Source organism: Pseudomonas sp. KUIN-1 (assembly GCF_009176725.1).
GTDB lineage: Bacteria > Pseudomonadota > Gammaproteobacteria > Pseudomonadales > Pseudomonadaceae > Aquipseudomonas > Aquipseudomonas fragariae.
The window spans coordinates 2,590,352-2,608,192 of the sequence record NZ_AP020337.1; the positions used below are offsets into that span (position 1 = coordinate 2,590,352).

The 17,841-nt window shown below is 59.7% G+C and carries 14 protein-coding genes; 11 read left to right on the plus strand and 3 right to left on the minus strand.

The annotated features are described in order from the left end of the window. The first annotated feature begins 154 nt into the window (after positions 1 to 154). The 4 genes from KUIN1_RS12010 (at position 155) to KUIN1_RS12030 (ending at position 6,207) form a co-directional block, all read left to right on the plus strand. Positions 155 to 2,557: a TonB-dependent receptor plug domain-containing protein gene (locus KUIN1_RS12010; RefSeq protein ID WP_116892412.1), complete on the plus strand. Its 2,403-nt coding sequence runs from the start codon at positions 155 to 157 to the stop codon at positions 2,555 to 2,557. Between the two features lie 697 nt (positions 2,558 to 3,254). Then, complete coding sequence (locus KUIN1_RS12020) at positions 3,255 to 4,070, plus strand: class II aldolase/adducin family protein (RefSeq protein WP_024651520.1); 816 nt, start codon at positions 3,255 to 3,257, stop codon at positions 4,068 to 4,070. A gap of 70 nt (positions 4,071 to 4,140) precedes the next feature. Then, the gene (glsB, locus tag KUIN1_RS12025) at positions 4,141 to 5,049 is read left to right on the plus strand and encodes a glutaminase B (protein ID WP_011267568.1); all 909 of its coding nucleotides are present in this window, start codon (positions 4,141 to 4,143) and stop codon (positions 5,047 to 5,049) included. 87 nt (positions 5,050 to 5,136) lie between these two features. Continuing rightward, complete coding sequence (locus KUIN1_RS12030; protein ID WP_024642562.1) at positions 5,137 to 6,207, plus strand: DUF1615 domain-containing protein; 1,071 nt, start codon at positions 5,137 to 5,139, stop codon at positions 6,205 to 6,207. Positions 6,208 to 6,214: 7 nt separating this feature from the next. Here the strand turns inward: KUIN1_RS12030 and KUIN1_RS12035 are convergent, their stop codons facing one another. Beyond that, a complete protein-coding gene (locus KUIN1_RS12035; protein WP_024651518.1) occupies positions 6,215 to 6,640 on the minus strand; it encodes a DUF1810 domain-containing protein in 426 nt (141 codons plus the stop codon). A gap of 88 nt (positions 6,641 to 6,728) precedes the next feature. Between KUIN1_RS12035 and KUIN1_RS12040 the strand changes: the two genes are divergently transcribed. The 4 genes from KUIN1_RS12040 to KUIN1_RS12055 all read left to right on the plus strand — a co-directional run bounded on the left by KUIN1_RS12040 (position 6,729) and on the right by KUIN1_RS12055 (position 12,361). Next, a complete protein-coding gene (locus KUIN1_RS12040; RefSeq protein ID WP_011267570.1) occupies positions 6,729 to 8,540 on the plus strand; it encodes an ABC transporter ATP-binding protein in 1,812 nt (603 codons plus the stop codon). Between the two features lie 97 nt (positions 8,541 to 8,637). After that, positions 8,638 to 9,675 carry an NADP(H)-dependent aldo-keto reductase gene (locus tag KUIN1_RS12045; RefSeq protein WP_058823038.1) on the plus strand — a complete coding sequence of 346 codons (1,038 nt, stop codon included), beginning with the start codon at positions 8,638 to 8,640 and terminating at the stop codon, positions 9,673 to 9,675. 66 nt (positions 9,676 to 9,741) lie between these two features. After that, on the plus strand, positions 9,742 to 10,542 hold the full coding sequence (locus KUIN1_RS12050) for an SDR family oxidoreductase (protein ID WP_103378939.1): 801 nt from the start codon (positions 9,742 to 9,744) through the stop codon (positions 10,540 to 10,542). Continuing rightward, entirely contained in the window at positions 10,535 to 12,361 is a 1,827-nt protein-coding gene (locus KUIN1_RS12055; RefSeq protein ID WP_103378938.1) for a glycoside hydrolase family 15 protein, read from the plus strand. Before KUIN1_RS12050 ends, KUIN1_RS12055 begins: the two co-directional genes overlap by 8 nt. Before the next feature lie 40 nt (positions 12,362 to 12,401). On the opposite strand, the gene KUIN1_RS12060 is transcribed toward KUIN1_RS12055, so the two are convergent. Further along, a complete protein-coding gene (locus tag KUIN1_RS12060) occupies positions 12,402 to 12,608 on the minus strand; it encodes a hypothetical protein (RefSeq protein WP_152091995.1) in 207 nt (68 codons plus the stop codon). Positions 12,609 to 13,035: 427 nt separating this feature from the next. Between KUIN1_RS12060 and KUIN1_RS12065 the strand changes: the two genes are divergently transcribed. Next, on the plus strand, positions 13,036 to 13,260 hold the full coding sequence (locus KUIN1_RS12065) for a DUF6555 family protein (protein WP_003407519.1): 225 nt from the start codon (positions 13,036 to 13,038) through the stop codon (positions 13,258 to 13,260). Between the two features lie 20 nt (positions 13,261 to 13,280). Here KUIN1_RS12065 and KUIN1_RS12070 read toward each other — a convergent pair whose 3' ends face one another. Next, a complete protein-coding gene (locus KUIN1_RS12070; RefSeq protein ID WP_024639487.1) occupies positions 13,281 to 14,699 on the minus strand; it encodes an MFS transporter in 1,419 nt (472 codons plus the stop codon). A gap of 315 nt (positions 14,700 to 15,014) precedes the next feature. Between KUIN1_RS12070 and KUIN1_RS12075 the strand changes: the two genes are divergently transcribed. Next, complete coding sequence (locus tag KUIN1_RS12075; protein ID WP_161936304.1) at positions 15,015 to 16,322, plus strand: Nramp family divalent metal transporter; 1,308 nt, start codon at positions 15,015 to 15,017, stop codon at positions 16,320 to 16,322. 61 nt (positions 16,323 to 16,383) lie between these two features. Beyond that, positions 16,384 to 17,835 (plus strand): MFS transporter, encoded by a 1,452-nt coding sequence (locus KUIN1_RS12080; protein ID WP_024642989.1) that lies wholly within the window; start codon positions 16,384 to 16,386, stop codon positions 17,833 to 17,835. Positions 17,836 to 17,841 lie beyond the last annotated feature (6 nt).

Consider the following 17,841-nt stretch of genomic DNA (forward strand, 5'->3'; position numbering starts at 1 on the left):
ATTTAAATATTTAAATCAATGTCATTAAGCTATATCGCATCGGACTACCGGAACATTAATCAGACACCGTAATGATCGCCACCGTCCGCCGCACGGATCGCTCGTTGTAACCAGAACAGAGTTTCTGGATCAAGGATTTTCAAGGGGTAGTGGTATGGGGAATTTCAAACGCAGTGTATTGGCCACGGCGATTTTTTCAGCCAATTTGCTGAGCGTCGCGGGCATCAGTGCAAGTGCATTCGCCGCAGAAGCGACAGATGAAGCAAACACTCAGGGTGCGTCCACCCTGGGTACAGTGATCGTGACCGGCACCCGTGCGCAGGAGCGTACCGCCAGCGCCTCGCTGTCGCCTATCGATGTGATTTCCGGTGACAGCCTGCGCAGTTCCGGCTCCAGCGAACTGGGCACCGTGCTGGCACGTTTGATCCCTTCGATCAATTTCCCCCGGCCGAGCCTGGTGGACGGTGCGGAGCTGACGCGTCCGGCGCAACTGCGCGGCCTGTCGCCGGATCAGGTGCTGGTGCTGGTCAATGGCAAGCGCCGCCATACATCCGCCTTCGTCAATCTGGGCGGGGCGGTCGGACGCGGTTCGGCACCTGCCGACCTGAATGCCATCCCGCTGTCGGCCATCGACCATATCGAAGTCCTGCGCGACGGTGCGTCGGCACGTTACGGGTCCGATGCCATCGCCGGGGTGATCAACATCATTCTCAAAAGCGCCGACCACGGCGGGTCGATTTCCAGCCAGTACGGCCAATACAAGAAGGGCGACGGGATCCAGCGCCAGGTGTCGGGCAATACCGGTTTTGCTTTAGGCGACAATGGCACGTTCAACCTTTCCGGTGAAGGTGCCAACAATGACTACACCAACCGTGCCGGTGACGACTTTCGAGCGTCCAGTGTCGGGTCCACCACTTACGGTCAGCAGGTGTTTCGCCAGGGCGAGCCACAGACGCACGAGGGCAAGCTGCAGTACAACGCTGAATACAGCTTCAATGATGCGGCGGAGTTCTATAGCTTCGGGGGCTACAGCAAGAGGCGTGGCGAAACCGCCGGATTTTATCGGCCGAGCAATGCCTCGAATAACATTGCGGCGATTTATCCCAACGGCTATCTGCCGCTGATCAATGGCACGCTCGAAGACATCTCGCTGGTCGCGGGCCTGCGCGGAGAGCTGGCGTATGACTGGCACTACGACGTGTCCGCCAACTATGGCAAAAACTCCTATGAGCTGCGCACCAAAACCATCAACACCTCATTGGGACTGAACACGCCGCGCTCGTTCTACAACGGCACGCTGACCAATGATCAGAAGCAACTGAGCCTCGATCTGTCCAGAGAATTCAATACAGCGTGGTTGCCTTACCCGGTATCGGTTGCGTTTGGCGCGGAATACCTGCGTCAGGGCTATCAGATCGAGGCAGGGCAAGCGGAGTCGTATTTCCAGACCGGCAGTTCCGGGCTGGGCGGTTTCCGTGCGGCGGATGCCGGCAGTTACTCGCGACACAACTTCGCCCAGTATCTGGACCTGGAAACCAATCTGACCGAGAAACTGGGCGTGTCGGCGGCCGTTCGCCACGAGGACTACAGCGATTTCGGCTCCAATGTCAGCGGTTCACTCTCGGCGCGCTACGATTTCACTCCGCAGGTGGCCTTGCGAGGCAGCGTATCGACAGGCTTCCGCGCGCCTTCGCTGGCGCAGCAGAATTTTGCCTTCACGTCGTCGCAGCTGATTGGCAACACCCTCCAGGAAGCGGGCACGTTTCCGGCCGGCAGTAACGTTGCAAAACTGTTGGGCGCCGAAGACCTCAAACCGGAAAAGTCCCGTAACTACAGCCTTGGCCTGGTACTCCAGCCGCTGAACAGCCTGACCTTGACTGCCGACGTCTATCGCATCGACATTCAGGACCGTATCTCGCTGTCTTCCAATCTGGTGCTCAATGACACCGCCATCAATTACCTGCGCAGCAATGGCGTAGGCGATATCAACTACACCAGTGCCCGCTATTTCACCAACGCCACGGACACCAGCACCGATGGCGTCGATCTGGTCGCCAGTTACCGCTATCAGTTCGACAACGGCGTGCGCTGGAACAGCACGGTGGGTTACAACTACAACCACACCAAAGTCACCGACGTGAAGGCCAACCCGGCGATTCTCGATCAGTTGGGGGTGAATCTGGTACGGGTAGACCGCAGGGAACGCATCGGTTTGCTGGGCGACACCACGCCACAACACAAACTGACACTGGGCAATGACCTGACGTTCGGTAACTGGGCGTTGCACTCCAACCTGGTCCGCTACGGCGAGTTCACCAGCTATCAGGCCGACAAGGTCAACGACCAGACCTTCAGCGCCGCCTGGCTGCTGGACCTGGCGGTCGACTACAAGCTCAAGAGCTGGGTCTTCACCCTGGGCGGCGACAACGTCACCGACAAATACCCGGAGAAGCTCAACGACTTCTCCTCCAGCGGCGGCAACCTGGCCTACAGCACGTTCTCACCCTACGGGTACAGCGGCGCTTATTACTACGGCAAGGTCACGTATAACTGGTAGCGCGATTTGCCGCTGACTGTCGTTCCAATGCGTTGAGTTTGTATAAAGCTCGTGACGCTGCAACACGACGCTATGCCTTGCTCCTGGGCACTGCACATAAACGAAAGCGCTTTTTTGGCGCGATGGAACTGACAACGCAAATTGCGACGTAAGTGACGGCTGAGTCCTGACGCTGATCCGGGGGATGCTCGGCAGGACGCCGAGCAAGCCGCACCGGGCCATGGAGGGCCCGTTGCGGCGACCCCCGGATCAGTGACAGGGCGAAGGAACCCGACGAAGTCGGGCCGGAAACGGAGCCAGGGGCTTTGGTCACTTTGGCCCCATCAAAGTGACTCGCCGAGGGGCGAAAAGGTGACCTGAGTCGGACCTCAATCCACCTGACATCCCGGAACCGCCGTGTTACGCAGAGCGTCGGCCGCTGTGAGGCAGCTGATACGGGGCAGAAATCTTGCAGTCTTCGGCATGCGATGCTCCAGCGGGGATTTAGAATGCTCTGGAGCATGTCGCTATACAAAAAGTTATTTAAATAGCCTTTAGGAATAATCATAGACCGTCGTGCACACGCGCAAAGCAGATGACCAAGCAGATTTTAATATTCTGATTTTTTATAATTAGCTTAGAAGTAAATGTGCTTTTTAATTGGATTGCCATACGCCTAGTCTTGTTGATCAGTCAGCAGTCATCAAGGAGCAATACCATGAGCAACGTCAGCGCTTTGCCAGTCCAGTCAGGTACGACGCAGTCGGGTGGCGGCAGCGTGCGCGACAGAGTGTCGCCGGAGGAATGGGACGTCCGGGTCAAACTGGCGGCAGCCTATCGGCTGGCGGCGCTCAAGCGTTGGACCGATCATATCTATACGCACTTTTCGGCACGTGTGCCGGGCCCGGACGAGCACTTTCTGATCAACGCGTTCGGGCTGTTGTTTGATGAAATCACCGCGTCCAACCTGGTCAAGGTCGATATTGACGGGACGATTGTCGATGACCCCACCGGGCTGGGTATCAACTACGCCGGTTACGTGATTCACAGCGCCATTCATGCAGCGCGCCACGACCTGCAGGCGGTGCTGCACACTCACACCCGTGACGGTATCGCCGTGTCGGCCCAGAAGCACGGCCTGCTGCCCATCTCCCAGCACTCGATTGCCTTCTCCGGCCGGGTGGCTTACCACGGCTATGAAGGTATTGCGCTGGATTTGAGCGAACGCGAACGGCTGGTGGCGGACCTGGGTGACAAGAGCGTGATGATCCTGCGTAACCACGGGTTGCTGACTGGCGGGGTGAGTGTCGAGCATGCGTTTCAGCAGCTTCATGCCCTCGAGTACGCCTGCAACATTCAGATTGCAGCGCAGTCGGCGGGTAACGCCGAACTGGTGTTTCCGCCGCGCGAGGTGATTGCCAAGGTGGAGCAGCAGGCAAAGGCCATCAAGGACGGCCATGCGCCGGGTGTCGCACGGCACTGGAATGCCCTGATTCGCGAGCTGGAGCGTAATGACACCGACTACAGGACCTGAGCCTGCAACGCAGTGATGCGAGGCGCTTGAGGTTGGTGTAGTGTGCGCAGCCAAAACAAGGGGCGCACACATGCAAGACCTGCTGAACGAAATCCTCGACGAAGTAAGACCCTTGCTTGGTCAGGGCAAGGTTGCCGATTACATCCCGGCACTAGGCGAGGTCCGGCCTGATCAACTGGGCATCGCGGTGTACGGCAACGATGGCCAGGTGTTCAGCGCCGGCGACGCCGAAACGGCGTTTTCGATACAGAGCATTTCCAAGGTGTTCAGCCTGGTGCAAGCCATCAATCACTCGGGCGAGGAGATCTGGCAGCGCCTCGGGCACGAGCCTTCCGGCCAGCCGTTCAACTCGCTGGTGCAGCTGGAATTCGAGCAGGGCAGGCCACGCAACCCGTTCATCAATGCCGGTGCGCTGGTGATCTGCGACATCAATCAGGCGCGGTTTGCAGCACCGTCGCTGTCGATGCGCGACTTCGTTCGACGCCTGTGCGGCAATCGGGCGATCACTTCCGACTCCAAAGTCGCCGACTCCGAATACCAGCACCGTTCGCGCAATGCCGCGGCGGCCTATCTGATGAAGTCCTTCGACAATTTCCACGGCGATGTGGAAGACGTGCTGCGCAGCTACTTCCACCATTGTGCGCTGAGCATGAACTGCATCGATCTGGCCAAGGCATTCGGCTTCCTGGCGCATCAGGGCTTTTGCGCGCACAGCGGCGAGCAGGTCCTCACTGCGCGGCAAGCCACCCAGGTCAACTCGATCATGGCCACCAGCGGCTTGTACGACGAGGCCGGCAACTTCGCCTATCGCGTAGGCCTGCCGGGCAAGAGCGGGGTAGGCGGTGGTATCGTTGCGATCGTGCCCGAGCGTGCTTCGGTCTGTGTGTGGTCCCCGGAGTTGAACGCAGCGGGCAATTCCCTTGTCGGTATGGCTGCGCTGGAAAAACTCAGCGCGAGGGTCGACTGGTCGGTCTTTTGAGGTAAAAAGCCTTCTGAAGTGAACCGCGCGTCGAAGCGCGAACCAGACAGGAGTCATGGATTGAATAGAAGGCTATGCAAATCGCTCATGCTGAGCGTCGGGCTGCTGGTGCTGGCAGGCTGCGGCACGCAACGGGTTCTGGAACCCGAGTTGACGCCTGAACAGGCGCGCGCGCGGATCGTGCGCCTGATGCCGGTAAATGTCACGGATCGCCAGGCATGGGCCACGGATATTCATGCCGCGTTTGCCGCGCAGAAAATCCCGCTGACCACCGAAAACCTGTGTTCGGTGATGGCCGTTACCGAGCAGGAGTCGACCTTTCAAGTCGATCCTGCAGTGCCGGGCATGGGCCACATCGCCCGCGCTGAAATCAACCGCCGCGCCGCGCGACTGCACATTCCCGATGCGCTGATCGCCACGGCGCTGCGCGTGCGCTCGCCGGACGGCAAGACTTACGGCAAACGCCTTGATTCTGCGCGCACCGAGAAAGACCTCAGCGCGATCTTTGATGACTTCATCGGCATGGTGCCGCTGGGTCAGGCGTTGTTCGGCAACTTCAACCCGGTCAAGACCGGCGGGCCGATGCAGGTCAGCATCGCCTTTGCCGAGAAACACGCCGAGGATTATCCCTACACAGTCGATGGTTCGATCCGTCGCGAAGTCTTCACCCGCCGTGGTGGCATGTACTTCGGTATCGCCCACCTATTGGGCTACCCGGTCAACTACACCGAGTCGCTGTACCGCTTTGCCGACTTCAATGCCGGCTGGTACGCCAGCCGCAATGCTGCGTTCCAGAATGCCGTGAGTCGGGCAACCGGGATCGAGCTGGCGCTGGATGGCGACCTGATCCGCTTTGACTCCACCTCGCCAGGCTCCACCGAGCTGGCGGTGCGCACCCTCGGTGATCGGCTGGGGATGAACAAGTCGCAGATATGGAACCAGCTCAAGCAGGGCGATACGCTGGAGTTCGAGGAAACCGATCTGTACAGCAAGGTCTTCGCCCTGGCGGACAGGGCGGCGGGCAAGCCTTTGCCCAGAGCCATCCTGCCCGGCATCACCCTGAAAAGTCCGAAAATCACCCGCAACCTTACTACCGCCTGGTTTGCCGAGCGCGTCGACGACCGACGCGAACGCTGCGTGCAGCGTGCGCCCAAGTGAAGTCGAATCATCGTGACAGGAGGTTCACCGTCATTGCGTCCCGCTCGCCCCCGAAAAACGTATCCAGCACCTTTTGAAACACAGGCCGCTCAGGTGCTGCGATGCTGAACAGGGTCATGCTCGAATGCAGTTTCATGTCATCCGGCGAACTGAAGATCTGTCGCGCCGAACGTTCTACCTGAGGCGCAATGATGCCGGCGCACTGTTCCAGACGCGGGCCCAGCACGGGGTGTTGCAGGTAAGCCCGCGCTTCATCGAGATCGGTGACTGCGTAGTGTCGCGCCGTGTCGCTGCGCCCCAGCCCCTGGATCTGCGGGAACACGAACCACATCCAGTGGGAGCGTTTCTGCCCGGCTTCAAGTTCCGTTAACACCTGCTGGAACAGCGGCTGCTGGGCATCGACGAAGCGTTGCAGGTTGTAAGTATCTTTCATGATGAGTTTCCTGTTTTTCAACGAACCTGTGGTCGTATGATGGCCGCCCCTCAAGGGGGTTCGACCTGTCTGAAGAGTTTTTAAGCGTATGCCGGTTTTCAAGCGTTTCATTTCGTTCATGCAGCAGGCCTTGCGCGCCATGCATCTGGTCTGGACCACCTCCCGAGCGCTGTCCATCGGCCTGATCGTCGCCACGCTGATCGCCGGCCTGCTGCCCGCGCTGGCCGCCTGGCTCGGCCAGCGCATCGTCGATGCCGTGGTCGCTGCCATGCAGTTGCACGCCAGCGCAGGCGAAGCGCCGTTGTGGCCGGTGTTGCGCTATGTGTTGTTCGAAGCCGGTGTGCTGGCTCTGCTGGCGGCAGCACAGCGTGGGCTTTCGGTGCAGCAGGCATTGCTGCGGGTGCTACTGGGGCAGAAGGTCAATACCCTGATTCTGGAGAAGGCCCAGACCCTGTCGCTGTCGCAGTTCGAAGACTCCGAGTTCTACGACAAACTCGTGCGGGTCCGGCGTGAAGCCTCGACACGGCCGCTGGCGCTGGTGACCAAATCGTTGGGGTTGCTGCAAAACCTTATTTCGCTGATCAGCTTTGCCGTATTGCTGGTGCATTTTTCGCCTTGGGCGTTGCTGATTCTGGTGCTCGGCGCGTTGCCGGTGTTCTTTGCCGAGGCGCACTTTTCCGGCGACGCGTTCCGCCTGTTTACCCGGCGCGCTCCGGAAACCCGTCGGCAGAATTACATCGAAACACTGCTCTCCCACGAGGGCTATATCAAAGAGGTCAAGCTGTTCGGCTTCGCGCCGCTGCTGCTCAAGCGTTACCGCGACACCTTCGAGCGTCTGTACGCCGAAGACCGGCGCCTGACGGTGCGCCGTGATGGTTGGGGCTTCCTGCTCGGCCTGCTCGGCACGGCTGCGTTTTACCTGGCCTACGCCTGGGTGGTGGTCGATGCGGTGCATGGGCGGATCACCCTGGGGCAGATGACCATGTACCTGGTGCTGTTCAAGCAGGGTCAGGCCGCAGTAAGCAGCAGTCTCAGCGCCATCAGTGGTCTGTACGAGGACGGCCTGTATCTGGCCGACCTGTATGTCTACCTCGGTCAGCCGGTCACGCCGTCTGCCGGCAGCCTGACCGTGGGCGCGCAGCCCGGCGATGGCATGCGCTTCGAAAACGTCAGTTTCACCTACCCGGGGACCAGCCGTCCGGCACTGGAAAACATCGATCTGCACCTGGCGCCGGGGCGCAGCGTGGCCCTGGTGGGCGAGAACGGCTCGGGGAAAACCACGCTGATCAAGCTGCTGACGCGTCTTTACCAGCCTGATCAAGGCCGCATTCTGCTGGACGGCAGCGACCTGCAGGAGTGGGACGAAGAGGCTTTGCGATCGCGCATCGGCGTGATTTTTCAGGACTTCATTCGCTATCAGTTTCTGGTCGGCGAGAACCTCGGAGTCGGCGACACTCAGGCCTTCCATGATGAAGGCCGTTGGCGCGAAGCGGCGGCGCAGGGCATGGCCGCGCAGTTCATCGAACAGCTCGACAATGGCTACGCCACCCAATTGGGTCGCTGGTTTGCGGGAGGTCAGGAACTGTCCGGCGGGCAGTGGCAGAAAATCGCGCTGTCACGCGCCTACATGCGCCGCGACGCCGATATTCTGATTCTCGACGAGCCGACTGCTGCGCTGGATGCAGGCGCAGAAGCGGCGGTATTCGAGCATTTTCGCGAGTATGCCAAAGGGCGCATGACGCTGCTCATATCGCATCGCTTTTCCAGCGTGCGCAATGCCGAACACATCGTGGTACTGGAGCACGGGCGGGTGCTGGAACGCGGTGATCATGACAGCCTGATCGCCGCCGCAGGGCGCTACGCCGCGCTGTTCGATCTGCAGGCGCAGGGTTATCGCTAGGTAAAACCGGATAAAAAGTGTTGCAGTGAATGACCAGTCGGCGTTTTATGGGAGCCCTGTTTCAAGCTGTATCTTTTTGAATCAAACGGAGACATCGATGCAATTTCGTAAATTGGGCAAAACCGATCTGTCGGTCAGCGCGATCTGTCTGGGCACCATGACCTGGGGCGAGCAGAACACCCAGGATGAAGCATTCGAACAGATTCGTATGGCCAAGGATGCCAAGGTCAACTTCCTCGACACGGCAGAAATGTACCCGGTGCCGCCGCGTGGCGAGACCTACACCAAGACCGAAAGCATCATCGGCGAGTACTTCAAGAAGTACGGCGACCGCAACGACTGGGTACTGGCCAGCAAGGTCGCCGGTCCAGGTCGCATGGATCACATCCGCGATGGCAATCCGCGCCTTGACCGCAAGAACATCACTGCGGCGCTGGAAGCCAGCCTCAAGCGTCTGAACACCGATTATCTGGACCTGTACCAGCTGCACTGGCCGGATCGCAAGACCAACTTCTTCGGCGTGCTCGGTTACACCCACGACCCGGATGATCAGGCCGTCGAAATCGAAGAAACCCTGTCGGTACTGGGCGATCTGGTCACGGCGGGCAAGATTCGTCACTTCGGCCTGTCCAACGAAACGCCATGGGGCACCCAGCGTTTTCTGCACCTGGCCGAAACCCTCGATCTGCCACGTGCCGTCTCCATCCAGAATCCCTACAACCTGCTTAACCGCACGTTTGAAGTCGGTCTGGCGGAAATCGCCATTCGCGAACAGATCGGCCTGCTGGCGTACTCGCCGCTGGCGTTCGGTGTGCTGGCGGGCAAGTACCTGGACGGTGCACGTCCGGCCGATGGCCGTCTGACCCTGTTCGAGCGTTTCCAGCGCTACAACAATCCGCAGGCCGTCACCGCCACGGCCAGGTACGTCGCGCTGGCTCGCGAGCATGGTCTGGATCCTTCGCAGATGGCGCTGGCCTACGTGACCAGCCGACCGTTCGTGACCAGCAACATCATTGGTGCCACGAAACTCGATCAACTGAAGATCAATCTGCAGAGCATCGACGTCACGCTGTCCGATGAGGTCATCGCCGGTATCGAGGCCATTCACACCTCGCAGCCCAACCCTGCGCCATAACCTGCACTGAACTTAATTTCAGCCTCGCCAGTCAGCACTAATACGCTTACTCCGAGGCTGAAATTGATGCACATCTCACTCAAGCAACAAGTTGCAATCGTTACCGGCGCCAGTTCCGGTCTGGGCGCAGGTGCCGCACGCGCGCTGGCAGAAGCCGGTGCCGCCGTGGTGATCAACTACAACTCCAAGCCTGAACCTGCCGAGAAACTCGCCGAAGAGATTCGTGCGGCCGGGGGCAGGGCGCTGGCTGTGGGTGCCGACGTTTCGAAGGAAGAAGACGTCGAGCGGCTTTTTGCACAGACCATCGAACATTTCGGCGCGCTGGATATTCTGGTCGCCAATTCCGGCTTGCAAAAGGACGCGTCGATCGTCGACATGTCCCTCGAAGACTGGAATACCGTCATCAACGTCAACCTGACCGGGCAGTTTCTCTGCGCCCGCGCAGCATTGCGCCAGTTCATCAAGCAGGGCATGCGCCCTGAAGTGTCACGGGCCATGGGCAAGATCATTCACATGAGCTCGGTGCACCAACTGATTCCATGGGCCGGGCACGTCAATTACGCAGCGTCCAAGGGCGGCGTCGACCTGTTGATGCGCAGCATCGCTCAGGAAGTCGGCGAACTGAAGATTCGCGTCAACAGCGTTGCACCGGGTGCCATCCGCACGCCGATCAATGCCGATGCACGCAAGGGCGACGCCGAGAAGGAAATGCTCAAGCTGATCCCTTATGGTCGTATCGGCGAGCCTGAAGACGTCGCCAATGCCGTGCTCTGGCTGGCTTCCGATGCCTCGGATTATGTGCACGGCACCACCCTGTTCATCGACGGCGGCATGACCCTCTATCCGGAGTTCCGTGGCAATGGCTGACTTTTCCGCAGAGGCGCAAAACCGCATCGAGGATCACGGCATCATCGGCGACATGCGTAGTGCTGCGCTGATTGCCAACACCGGCAGTATCGATTTCTGCTGCTGGCCGGACTTCGACAGCCCGTCGATTTTTACCGCGCTGCTGGACACCCCCGACGCCGGGATCTTTCAGTTGGCGCCCGATCTGCCTGACGCCAGGCGGCTGCAGATCTACCTGCCGGACACCAACGTTCTGCAAACCCGCTGGATCTCCGAGGACGCGGTGGTGGAAGTCACTGACCTGATGCCGATCGGCGAGGATCAGGACGATCTGCCGCGCATCGTGCGCCGCGTTCAGGTGCGTTTTGGCGAGGCCACGCTGCGCATGCGCTGCCGGGTGCGCATGGATTACAGCCGTGCCGACACCACCGCGCGAGTCGATGGTCAGGACATCTGTTTCGAAGCCGCCGGGCAACCGGGCATGCGCTTGTCGGCGGCGACGCCGTTGCGTCTCGAGCAGCACGACGCCGTGGCCGAATTCCATATGCACAAGGGCCAGACCATCGAGTTCATTCTGGGCGGGATCGACGATCCGAATGTCGCTGCTGGCCGGTGCTCGCGCTATTTCGATGACACCTTGAAGTTCTGGCGGCGCTGGTCCGGGCAATCGCAATACACCGGGCGCTGGCGTGAGATGGTCACTCGCTCGGCGCTGGCCCTCAAGCTGCTGACCTCGCGCAAGCATGGCGGCATTGTTGCCGCTGCGACGTTCGGTTTGCCGGAAACCGAGGGCGGCGAGCGCAACTGGGATTACCGCTACACCTGGATACGTGACGCGTCGTTCACCGTGTATGCGTTCATGCGCCTGGGTTACACCGACGAAGCCAATGCCTTCATGAGCTGGGTACGCGGACGACTGGATGACTGCTGCGAACAGACCGAAAAGCTCGGCATTCTCTATGCACTGGATGGCCACGCCGAGCTGCCGGAAGATAATCTCGATCACTTGTCCGGCTACGGCGGTGCTCAGCCGGTACGCATTGGCAACGAAGCGTACAAGCAGGTCCAGCTGGACATCTACGGCGAGCTGATGGATGCCGTGTACCTGGCCAACAAGTACGGCGACGCCATCTCCCATGACGGCTGGCAGCATGTGGTGCGTCAGGTCGACTATGTGTGCGAGCACTGGAGCGACCGGGACGTGGGCATCTGGGAAATGCGCGGCGGCGATCAGCACTTCCTGCACTCGCGGCTGATGTGCTGGGTAGCGCTGGACCGGGCACTGCGCCTGGCCTTCAAGCGTTCGCTGTCGGGGCCGTTCGAACGCTGGACCAAGGTGCGCGAGGAGATCCACAACGATATCTGGGAGAACTTCTGGAATGACGACCTGGGTCACTTCGTGCAGCACAAGGGCAGCCGCAATCTGGATGCCTCGATGTTGCTGATGCCATTGGTACGTTTCGTCGGTGCCAACGATCCCAAGTGGCTGGCGACGCTGGATGCCATCGAGGCCGCGCTGGTGCGTGACGGGATGGTGTTCCGTTACCGCAACGACGACGATCATGATGACGGCCTGGCAGGTGAAGAGGGCGCCTTCGTGGCTTGCTCGTTCTGGTACGTCGAGTGTCTGGCCCGTGCCGGCCGGGTCGAACAGGCGCATCTGGAGTTCGAGCAGTTGCTGCGCTACGCCAATCCGCTGGGCTTGTACGCCGAGGAATTCGACGCGCATGCTCATCACCTCGGCAATACGCCGCAGGCCCTGAGCCATCTGGCGCTGATCAGTGCGGCCAGTTTTCTGGACCGCAAACTGGGCGGTGGACAGGCGCTCTGGCAGCCTTGACACGGTGAAGAAACGGATCATGAAATGAACGTTCAACGCGTCATTCATGGTTCGTTTCATTTTGCCTGTAATGAATGCCCAGCTTGCCTTGCTGCAGCCAGACGAACAGGCTGAACAGCTGTAACGGATGATTACGGGTAAAAACCGCGGCGGTTTCAAACAGCATGTCGGATCGCAGCAATGTTCCGTCGAGGTCGACAACCAGCGGTGTATGAACCTCAAGAATTCTTCCTTGAATACCGGGCATGAATAGTTGCTCCTGTGAACGTGAGCGCACTATGGAACGAAAACGGACATTCGCCACTTCAATAAAGTTAAACGCTATCGATAATTCAGCCGTGCCGATGGCGTCAGAAAAATCAGCTGTTTGACACCATTCGTCACACGACGGCTATTGATCCGTTATTCGATCAAAGACCGGAATCTGGCGGTGGCAACGGTGATGGCTGGCGAGTGCCGCGCCACCCATCGCGATCTGGCCGGGGCAGTGCGCTTTCGGCGATTCTCTGCCGATCGGTACCAGCGACTGCGCGTGACCCGTTGCAGATCCCGGCCCCGCGCGGACTGCGCTTGAGGTGTTCATTGGTCGCAGACATTAAAAAATAATGAATTTCTTCGCACTGAAGGGAGTCACCTATACTTCAAGCCACTGCTGAAAAAGGATCAGACTTTCAATGGCACTTCCAAAGCATTACCGCATTGATTATCTGCTGAATGGTTCGTTCAAGAGTTTTTATATACGAACCGAGAATATGGATAACGCTGAAGCATGGCACTGTGCAAGTGTCGACGCAGGTCTCGCGCGCATACCGAAATACCGTTTGGAGAAGGTCGCGCGGGTGTCGAAACCGTACGCCGAGCACTTCGGTGTCACCAATGTTGAGTGGGCTCAGGCCTGAGCCCACTCAACCTGCACTCGTCAGCGGTGAGCGATCTGCTCCAGCGCAAGATTGCGTGTGCGTGGCCCGAACCGGCCGATGGTGACGATCACGATCAACATGCTGCCGACGATGAAGGCCAGTACGCCCGGCGTGCCGAAGTGGTCGAGAAATATCCCGATCAGCAGGCTGCTGAACACCGTTGACAGTCGGCTGAACGAGTAACAGAAGCCCACTGCGCGAGCGCGGATGTTGGTCGGGAATAGCTCACCCTGATACGAGTGGTAGCTGAAGCTCAGCCATGCGTTGCAGAACGTGATCATGATCCCGCAGAAAATCAGTCCTGCCGCGCTGGTCTGAAAGGCGAACAGGCTGCCGAAGATCATCGCGCCCAATGCTGAGCCGACGATTTGCCATTTGTTCTCGAAGCGGTTGGCAAACTTCACGAACAGTAACGGCCCCAGCGGATAAGCCAGCGTAATCACGAACGCATAGGCCAGGCTGTGGGTGACGCTCAGGCCCTGACCCGAGAGCAGGGCAGGCAGCCAGTTGCCGAAGCCAAAGAAACCGATGGCCTGAAAAACGTGAAACACGATCAGCATCAAGGCGCGGCGACGATAGGGTGGCTGCCACATGTCGGCAAATCGACCGTTGCCTGACAGCGCTACGTTTTCCGGTTCAGGCTCATCCAAGGGCTTGCCGTGGTCTCTGATACAGCGTGCTTCAATGCCGTCCATGATGCGCTCGGCTTCATCGAAGCGTCCCTTCTGTGCCAGCCAGCGCGGCGATTCCGGCAGCGCCGAGCGTAGCCACCAGACGAACAGGGCGAAGACTGCACTGCTGATCACTACCCAGCGCCAGCCGGAAAAACCGAAAGGGTCCTGGGGCACCAGCCACCATGACATCAGCGCGACGCTGGGCACTGACAGAAACTGAATGAAGAAGGCAAAGGCGAACGCCGAACTGCGTATGCGCTTGGGCACCAGTTCCGACAGGTAGGTGTCGATGGTGACCAACTCGACCCCCAGGCCGATACCCACGACGAAGCGCATGCCTATCACGCCCAGCGCAGAGGTCTGCAGGCCCATGATCACGGTGGCGACGGTGTACCAGATCAGCGCGAAGGTGAAGATCGCGCGGCGTCCGTAGCGATCGGCAACCGGGCTGACGAGGCTGGCACCGAAAAACAGTCCCAGAAAGGTTGCCGAAGCAAAGGCTGCCTGATCGGAAAAGCCGAACAGACCCTGACTGCCGGTGGCGAAGATCCCGTCGCGAATCAGGCCGGGACTGATGTAGGCGGTCTGGAACAGGTCGTAGAGCTCGAAAAAGCCGGCGATGGACAGCAGGGCGACCAGTCGCCAGATGGTCGCGACCGCAGGCAGTCGGTCAATACGCGCCGAGATGTACGCTGCCCGCAACGGCTCGTTCGCGGTTGCCTCGGTATGAGGTAATGAGGTCATGGATGGCCATCCTGAGTTCTTGTTAAGGCCTGAATACTACTCCTTACAATTTGTAATCATTGGTCTTTTAATGCAGTTATCGGGGTATAAAAGATGAAAAATTGTTTACTGGGTCATTTTTTTGACTTTTTATATCGGATCCATTAGGTCGCTGGAATTAAGTGAACATGAGGACGGTGCAGCGGTGACCGTGTCAGGCAGGGAGGTACGCGAAAAACAGCAGGCATGAAGCCATCAACGATGTATCAACATGTGTCGCAAAACTTTAGGATTGGGCCTTAACTATCTGCATGCCGGGTTCCCGTGACGTACAAACTGCCCACTACTGCCACCGCTCCTTTCTGCCCTTCGGCGACCACGGACAGTGTGGCCATTCCGCCGAACGCGTCCTTGCTGCGCAAGATGACGCTGTTTGTCGGGCCTGGCCTGCTGGTTTCCATCGGCTATATGGATCCTGGTAACTGGGCGACCGCCATCGAGGCCGGGTCGCGCTTCGGCTATTCGCTGCTGTTCGTGGTGGTCCTGGCCAGCCTCTCGGGCATGGTCTTGCAGAACCTTTGTTCGCGGCTGGGCATCGCGACCGGCCGTGACCTGGCGCAGTTGTCCGCCGCCCGCTACAGCCGCAAGGTCGCCAAGTGCCAGTGGTTGCTGGCAGAGCTGTCGATCATTGCCACCGATCTGGCGGAAGTGCTGGGCGCTGCGCTGGCGTTTCATCTGTTGCTCGGCGTTTCCATCACCACCGGTGTGGCGCTGACCGCTTTCGATACGCTGATTGTGCTGGCCTTGCAGGGCGCCAATTTTCGTCGTCTGGAAGCCATTGTACTGGGGCTGATTGCAACCATCGCCAGTTGCTTTGCCGTCGAGTTGTTTCTGATCAAGCCATTCTGGCCGGATGTCGTCGCGGGTCTGAAGCCGAGCTGGGATGTGTTGAGCAGCCAGGAGCCGCTGTACATCGCCATCGGCATTCTGGGCGCCACCGTCATGCCGCATAACCTTTATCTGCATTCGTCTGTGGTGCAGACGCGGGTCAACGGTTCGGACCAGGCCAGCAAGGCCAGCGCCATTCGCTACGCGCGGCTGGACACCATCGGTTCGCTGAGCCTGGCGCTGCTGATCAATGCGGCGATTCTGATCCTCGCTGCTGCAGCGTTTCACAAGACCGGGCATACCGAGGTGGTCGAGATTCAGGACGCCTATCACCTGCTTGATCCGCTGGTGGGTGGTGCGATCGCCAGCGTGCTGTTCGGTATTGCCTTGCTGGCGGCGGGGCAGAGCTCGACCTTCACCGGCACCATTGCCGGGCAAGTGGTGCTCGAAGGTTTTCTGCAGGCAAAGATTCCGTGCTGGCAGCGGCGCTTGATCACCCGTGCACTGGCACTGATTCCGGCGCTGATTGGCGTGATCTGGCTGGGTGACAGCTCGGTGGGGCAGATGCTGGTGCTCAGTCAGGTCGTACTGAGCCTGCAACTGCCTTTCGCGCTCTGGCCGTTGATTCGTTTTACCAGCGACCCACAACTGATGGGGCCGTTCGTCAACAGCCGGCTGGTGAAAACGGCGGCCTGGGGGCTGTTCGGGCTGATCTCGGCGGCTAATCTGACGTTACTGTGGTTCTGGATCAGCTGAACTTGATCGGCTGCCGCGACTCTCACACCTGACACCAATGTCAGCCGTCAGGTAGCCGGACATGAGCACATCGAGCGACAAGGGCAGCGTCTTCGAAACCGATTTGCCCGCGCGTCTGGACCGCCTGCCCTGGGGACGGTTCCACACCTTGCTGGTGGTTGCGCTGGGGATCACCTGGCTGCTGGACGGCCTGGAAGTCACCCTTGCAGGCTCCGTCGCCGGGGCCTTGAAAGCCAGCCCGGCGCTCAATCTCAGCAACAGTGACATTGGCCTGGCGGGTGCCGCCTATATTGCCGGTGCCGTGCTGGGCGCGTTGTTCTTTGGCTGGCTGGCGGACCGTCTCGGGCGTCGCAAGCTGTTCTTCATCACCTTGCTGCTGTATGTCGGCGCAACGGCCGCCACGGCGTTTTCTTTCAGTGTGTGGAGCTTCATGCTGTTCCGCTTCCTGACCGGCATGGGCATCGGCGGCGAATACACGGCAATCAATTCGACCATTCAGGAATTTACCCCGGCCCGCTACCGTGGGTGGGTCGACCTGACTATCAATGGCACGTTCTGGCTGGGTGCCGCGCTCGGTGCGATTGGCTCGATTGTCTTGCTCGACCCGCTGTGGGTTGGCGCCGAGCTGGGCTGGCGCCTGTGTTTCGGGATCGGTGCGGTATTGGGCCTGCTGGTTCTGCTGATGCGACTGTGGCTGCCAGAGAGCCCGCGCTGGCTGTTGATACACGGCCAGGCTGAACAGGCCAGGCAGATCGTCGAGCAGATAGAAGCAGACTTGCAGCGTCAGGGCCACGTACTGCCCGCAGTGTCGGGAAAACCCCTGCGCCTGCATGCCCGTGACCACACGCCGTTGGGCGAGGTCGCCAGAACGTTACTGGTGACGTTCCGTCAGCGTTCGCTGGTAGGCCTGACGTTGCTCACCGCCCAGGCGTTTTTCTACAATGCGATTTTTTTCACTTACGCACTGGTGCTGACCGACTTCTATAATGTGCCGGCCGAGCGCGTCGGCTGGTACGTGCTGCCACTGGCGCTGGGCAATTTCTGCGGTCCGCTGCTGCTGGGCAGACTGTTTGACGTGGTCGGTCGACGGGTGATGATCAGCCTCACCTATGGCGTGTCGGGCGTGCTGCTGGCGATCAGCGGCTACCTGTTCCAGCAAGGCGTGCTGGACGTCACCCAGCAGGCCATCGCCTGGATGGTGATTTTCTTCTTTGCATCGGCAGCGGCCAGCTCGGCCTACCTGACCGTCGCCGAAACCTTTCCACTGGAAATCCGTGCCCTGGCGATTGCGGTGTTTTACGCATTCGGTACCGGGCTGGGCGGGATGATTGGCCCGACGCTGTTCGGCGAGCTGATCGAAACCGGCGAGCGCAGCAATGTGCTGATCGGCTATCTGATCGGAGCAGGGCTGATGCTGCTGGCGGCGGTTGTGCAATCGATATGGGGCACGGCTGCCGAGCGCAAATCTCTGGAAGATGTGGCCAGACCGTTGTCGCAGGCCGGGGACCGATAGGGGCCT